This window comes from Nocardioides proteolyticus (assembly GCF_051280635.3).
Classification (GTDB): Bacteria; Actinomycetota; Actinomycetes; order Propionibacteriales; family Nocardioidaceae; genus Nocardioides.
Map to the genome: position 1 here is coordinate 1 of NZ_JBNBPO030000054.1, position 5,404 is coordinate 5,404.

At 76.8% G+C, this 5,404-nt stretch carries 4 protein-coding genes; 1 reads left to right on the plus strand and 3 read right to left on the minus strand.

The window, feature by feature from the left end:
• The 3 genes from ACPOLA_RS19065 to ACPOLA_RS19075 all read right to left on the minus strand — a co-directional run.
• Positions 1-827 (minus strand): RDD family protein (locus tag ACPOLA_RS19065; RefSeq protein WP_435772087.1); only part of this gene is annotated, 827 nt, incomplete at its 3' end.
• Between the two features lie 28 nt (positions 828-855).
• The gene (locus ACPOLA_RS19070) at positions 856-2,544 is read right to left on the minus strand and encodes a hypothetical protein (RefSeq protein ID WP_435772088.1); all 1,689 of its coding nucleotides are present in this window, start codon (positions 2,542-2,544) and stop codon (positions 856-858) included.
• A complete protein-coding gene (locus ACPOLA_RS19075; protein ID WP_435772089.1) occupies positions 2,541-3,389 on the minus strand; it encodes a PP2C family protein-serine/threonine phosphatase in 849 nt (282 codons plus the stop codon). The genes ACPOLA_RS19070 and ACPOLA_RS19075 overlap by 4 nt, the downstream gene beginning before the upstream one ends.
• A gap of 30 nt (positions 3,390-3,419) precedes the next feature.
• On the opposite strand from ACPOLA_RS19075, the gene ACPOLA_RS19080 reads away from it, so the two are divergent.
• The coding region (locus tag ACPOLA_RS19080; RefSeq protein WP_435772090.1) for a helicase-associated domain-containing protein at positions 3,420-5,404 on the plus strand (1,985 nt) is incomplete at its 3' end.

Sequence of the window (5,404 nt, forward strand, 5' to 3'; positions counted from 1 at the left end):
GGTGCGTCGTGGGGGCGCGCCGGCGGCGGAGCGGGCGCTGGTGCGTGCGCTGCTGGCGGCATGGCGGCCGAGGGCATCGGTGTCGACGGTGTCGACGGTGTCGACGGGGGCGGCCCGGGCGGCGGGGCCGACGGGGGCGGGGCCGACAGGGGCGGGGCCGACGGGGGCAGGGCCGACGGGGGCGGGGCCGACGGAGGCGGGGCCGACGGCTGCTGCCCCGGGACGGCCGCGGCCGCCCGATCGTGGGACGGCTCCGCCTCGACCGCCGGGTTCGGCAGCAGGCGCATCGCGGTCAGGTTGACGATCTGCTGCGGCCGGTCGTCGGCGGCGGCCTCCTCGACCGGCGTCGGGCGGACGTCGACCACCACCGCGTCGCCGATCCGGTCGTGCAGGCCCCGGCGCCGCCCGCCCGGGTCGGCAGCCGCGGTCCACGCCAGCGTGGCGACGCCCAGCCCCAGCGTCGGGAGGCCCGCCAGCCCCAGCACGAGGAGGCGGCCCGCCGCGGCCGGGAACCCGATCGGCCGGCCGTCGCCGCGCCGTACGACGCGCAGGCCGGTCGCCGCCTTGCCGGGGGTGGACCCGGTGGTGCCCAGCACCGCAGCCGTCACCAGCCCCCACAGGACGGCGACGCCGGCGAAGGTGACCATCGCGACCCAGAACCGGTCGGGCGCCACCAGGCGCCACACGGCATAGCCGCTGCCGGCCGACACGCCCCACGCGATCGTGCGGTCGATCGCGAACGCGGTGAACCGCCGGTCCAGCTCGGCCGCGGGGAACGTGGAGGTCGACGCGGCCTGCGGCACCGGGGGGTACAGCGGGGTCGGCATCGCGATCGGCTTCCGAGACGGCGGCCCGTCAGGGCCGGGTGACCTGGATGGTGATCCCGTCGCCCAGGTTGATCGTCGCACCCGGGATCAGCTGCACGGCGATGCCCGGCTTGAGGTCCTCCGGCCCGAGGCCCGGCTGGACGAGCACGGTGCCGTTGGTGGAGCCCATGTCGGTCACCACGGCGGTCCCGTGGTCGGCACCGGTGCCGGGACGGACCTCGACGTGGGTCGAGGAGATCTCGTGCAGGCGGCTGGGCACCGTCACCAGGAGGGGCTGCTCGGTCGAGGTGAACCGTCGCGCCTCCGGCGCCCGCCCGATCAGGACCGCACGGTCGACCAGGATCGTCTGCCCGTCGGAGATCATCAGCTTGGCGACCGGCTGCGCCGTCACCGCGGGAGCGGGAGGCTGCCCCGGGATGCCCGGCTGCGGAGGCGTCGTCTGCTCGTCGACACCGGCGACGGTGAGACCGTCGTGGTCGGCCTGATCGGCCTGATCGGTCCCGCCCGGCGCAGGCGGTGGATAGCTGCCGCCGACGGGCTCCCAGGACCCGACCGTCAGCGGCGGCGGGTCGTCGACACCGGCGTCGGCACCGGCGTCGCCCGGGGGCGGCGGCGGCACCCACCCCGGAGGTGCCATCTCGGTCGCGCCGGCCGGCGGCGGGAAGGAGGGCGGGGGGAACGCCGGCGTGTCCGGCTCGGCGTCGGGGCTCGACGCGGCGACCGGCTGCGGAGCGTCCCACGGCGTCACCCAGCTGTCGCCGGCCGGTTGCTCTGCGGCGGGCGGCTCCGCACCCGGCTCGTCCGCGGGCTCGTCCGCCGGCTCGTCAGCGGGGTCGTCCGCCGGCTGCCCGGTCGCCTCGTCGACGAGCTCCGGCAATGGGTCGGTCAGCGGGTCACCGCCGATCGAGGGCATGGCCTGCGTCGCCTGGTCGTCGTCCTCGGCCGCCGGGCCGTCCTCGGCCGTGGTCGCCTCCTCGGCGGCCTCGGTCGCGAGCCCGGCGGCGGCGTCGGGTCGGTCCTCGGGCTCCTCGGCGGACCGGCCGTCGCCGTCGTCGTCGCCGTCGCCACCGGGCTCGAGCATCACCGCGTCGGCGGCCACCGGGTCGACCAGCCGGTCCTCGCCGAACGACCCGCCGGGCACACCGGCCCCGTCCCCCATCCCGGCCGTCGCGGACATGGCGGCCGTGCCGTTGGTCGGCTCGCCGGGGGCGACCGGCGGCGAGACCGCGGGCCGGTCGACGCGCGAGACCCGGACCAGGCCGGTGAGGATCGGCAGGTCCGCCGCGGTGGGCGACCCGTCGCCCGCACCCGCGGACGACCCCTCGGTCACCGGCGCGTCGGGCACCGTGACCCTGACCGAGGTGACGTCCTCGACGCTCCGCTCGACCCACGTGTGGCTGGCGGCACCCTCGAGCGTCACGTCGTCGCCGGCCGCGGCGATCGTCGCGGTGACGCCCTCGCCACGGAGCAGCACGCGGGTCGGGCCGTCGTCGTCGCTCACCAGCACGAAGCCGGGGAGCCGGCTCAGCCCCGACGCGAGCAGCGCGTCGAGCACCTCGTCGAAGCCGGCGCCGCCGTCGATCAACGCCCAGATCGAGACGACCTGGTCCTTCTGCGACTCGGGCAGCAGCACGGTGACCTTGCTGCCGAACACCGCGAACCACGCGCCGGCCCGATAGGACCAGGCGCTCGTGGCACCGGAGGCGATCTCGCTCATGGGAGGGCTCCCAACTTCTGCTCCAGACTCACACGCTGGGCGTCGGAGTCGTACGGCTGCTGGCGGCTCAATCCCACCACATCGACGACGACCGCGGTGGCGTTGTCACGACCACCCGCGGCGACCGCCTCGGCGACCAGGTGGTCGGCGGCGTCGCGCGGGTCGTCCCAGCGGGCGAGGACGGCCGCGATCTGCGCGTCGTCGATCATCCCGCTCACCCCGTCGGAGCAGAGCAGCAGCCGCTCCGCCGACGACAGCGACAGGAGGAAGAAGTCGGCCTCGCCACTCACCGCGCCGGGCAGCGCCGAGCCTCCGAGGGCACGGGTGATCACGTTGCGACTGGGGTGCACCGCGGCGTCGTTCGGGCTGATCTCGCCGGCGTCGACCAGCTCCTGGACCAGGCTGTGGTCCACGCTCACCTGCTCGAGCACGCCGTCGGAGAAGCGGTAGACGCGGGAGTCCCCGACGTTGGCCAGCAGCCAGCGCGGCTCCCCGTCCTGCGCGACCAGCAGCGCCACCACGGCGGTGGTGCCCGCGGAGAACGTCGGATGGGCGCCGGCCGCCCGTTGCTCGGTGTCGTAGGCGAGGATCCGCTCCTGGACCGCACGCAACGCGCCGGCGACGAGCTCGGCGCCGCGCTCGACGTCGTACCCCTCCGCCGCCAGGCGCGCGAACTCCTCGATCACGAGCCCGCTCGCGATGTCGCCGCGGTCGTGGCCGCCCATGCCGTCGGCGACGACGAAGACCGGCGGGTCGGCGAGGTAGGCGTCCTCGTTGACCTCGCGGACCAGGCCGACGTCGGTGGCGGCGCCGTGGTGCAGCTCCACGTGGATGGCGCGGCTCATCCGACCCATGCCCTCTGTAGCGTTGCCCGCGTGGGAGAGGGCGCGGGCACGTACCGTTCGCTGGCCGACCAGCTCCGGTCGTGGCCGGACGAGCGGCTCCACCGCCTGCTCTCGGATCGTCCCGACCTTGCCACCCCTGCCCCTCACGACTTCGGCCAGCTCGCGTCGCGCGCCGCGGCCAGGAACTCGATCGCCCGCGCGCTCGACATCCTCACCCGCGGCGACCTCTCGGTGCTAGATGCCCTCGTGGTCGCCGGCCAAACCACCGACGCCGAGCTCACCGCGATGGTGCACGCATCCGAGGAGTACGTCGCCGCGGTGATCGCGCGGCTGCGGGACCTCGCCCTCGCGTGGGACTCCCCGGAGGGGCTCCGCCCGCTGAGCGGCGTCGCGGACGCGCTGACCGGCGGGGCCGAGCTCGGCGTGAGCGGGTTGCGGCCGCGGTCGCCGCAGGCACGCCCGCTGCCCGAGCTCCGGGCGGTGATCGACGCGCTGCCCGCCAAGGCCCGCACCCTGCTGGAGCACGTGGTCGCCCAGGGCGGGACGGCGAAGCCCGGCTCGGCCCGCATCGGGTTGCAGCCGGAGGACGCCGAGACCCCGGCCGAGGCGCTCATCGCCCACCGGCTGCTGGTGCCCGGCGGCTCCGCGAACCCCGGCCTCCTCGTCGCACCCGGCGAGGTCGGGCTCGCGCTCCGCGGCGGTCGGACGACGACCGAGCCGATCGACCGGGTCCCCGAGGTGGCCGCCGAGCCACGTCCGGCGCGGCTGGTGCAGAGCGCCGCGGTCGGCGCGGCCACCGACTTCGTGCGGCGCGTCGAGGCGCTGCTCGAGTGGTGGGGCGAGCGTCCCGCGGCCGCGCTGCGCACGACCGGCCTGGGGGTCCGCGAGCTGCGGGCCACCGCCGCCCACCTGCAGGTCACCGAGCCGGAGGCGGCGCTCGTCGTCGAGGTCGCGGCGGAGGCGGGGCTGCTCGGCAGCCGGGCCGACGCCGCGGGCAGCCCGGTGTGGGTGCCCACCGACCTGTTCGACGCCTGGCGCGACGACGGTCTCGCCGAGCGATGGACCTCGCTGGCGCGCGCCTGGCTCGCCAGCCCCCGGCTGCCCTCGCTGGTCGGCGAGCGCGGGCCCGACCAGAAGCCGTGGAACGCCCTCTCCCCCGAGCTGTCGGCGGCGGGGATGCCCGAGGCCAAGGCGATGGCGCTCGCCGAGCTCGCCGCCCTCCCCGACGGACACGGGCTGGCGGCCGGCACCGGCCTGCCGTCCCTGGTCGCGCGGATCGCCTGGCTGCGGCCGCGCCGGCCCCGGACGCGCCCCGACCTGGTGGCCTGGGCCGTCGCCGAGGCCGCGATCATCGGCGTGACGGGCGCCGACGCGATGACGTCGTACGGCCGTCTGCTGGCGGCGGGAGAGGACCCGACCGCGGCGCTGGCGGAGCTTCTGCCCCCTCCCGTCGACCACGTGCTGCTGCAGGCCGACCTCACCGCCGTCGCGCCCGGTCCGCTCGAGCCGGACCTCGCCCGTCGGCTCCAGCAGGTCGCCGAGGTGGAGTCGCAGGGCGGCGCCACGGTCTACCGCTTCACCGCCGACTCGGTGCGGCGCGGCCTGGACGCCGGCTGGACGGCTGCCGAGCTGCACGCGTTCGTGGGCGCCGTCTCGCGCACGCCGGTCCCGCAGCCACTGAGCTACCTGATCGACGACGCCGTCCGGACCTTCGGCCGGCTGCGCGTCGGCATGGCGTCGTCGTTCGTGCGGTCCGAGGACGAGGCGGCCCTCGCCGAGCTGCTGCGGCACCCGCGCGCGGAGCCGCTCGGGCTGCAGCGGATCGCACCGACCGTCGTGGTCTGCGGCCTGCCGATCGACGTACTGCTGCAGCGGCTCCGCGAGCTCGGCCTGTCGCCGGTCGTCGAGGGTCCCGACGGGGTGGTGCGGGTGGGCGCCGGCGAGTCGCTGCGGGCGCGTCCGGCCCGGACCCGGGAGCCGGCCGACGCGGCCCGCGCCGCCGCCCGGCAGTCGGC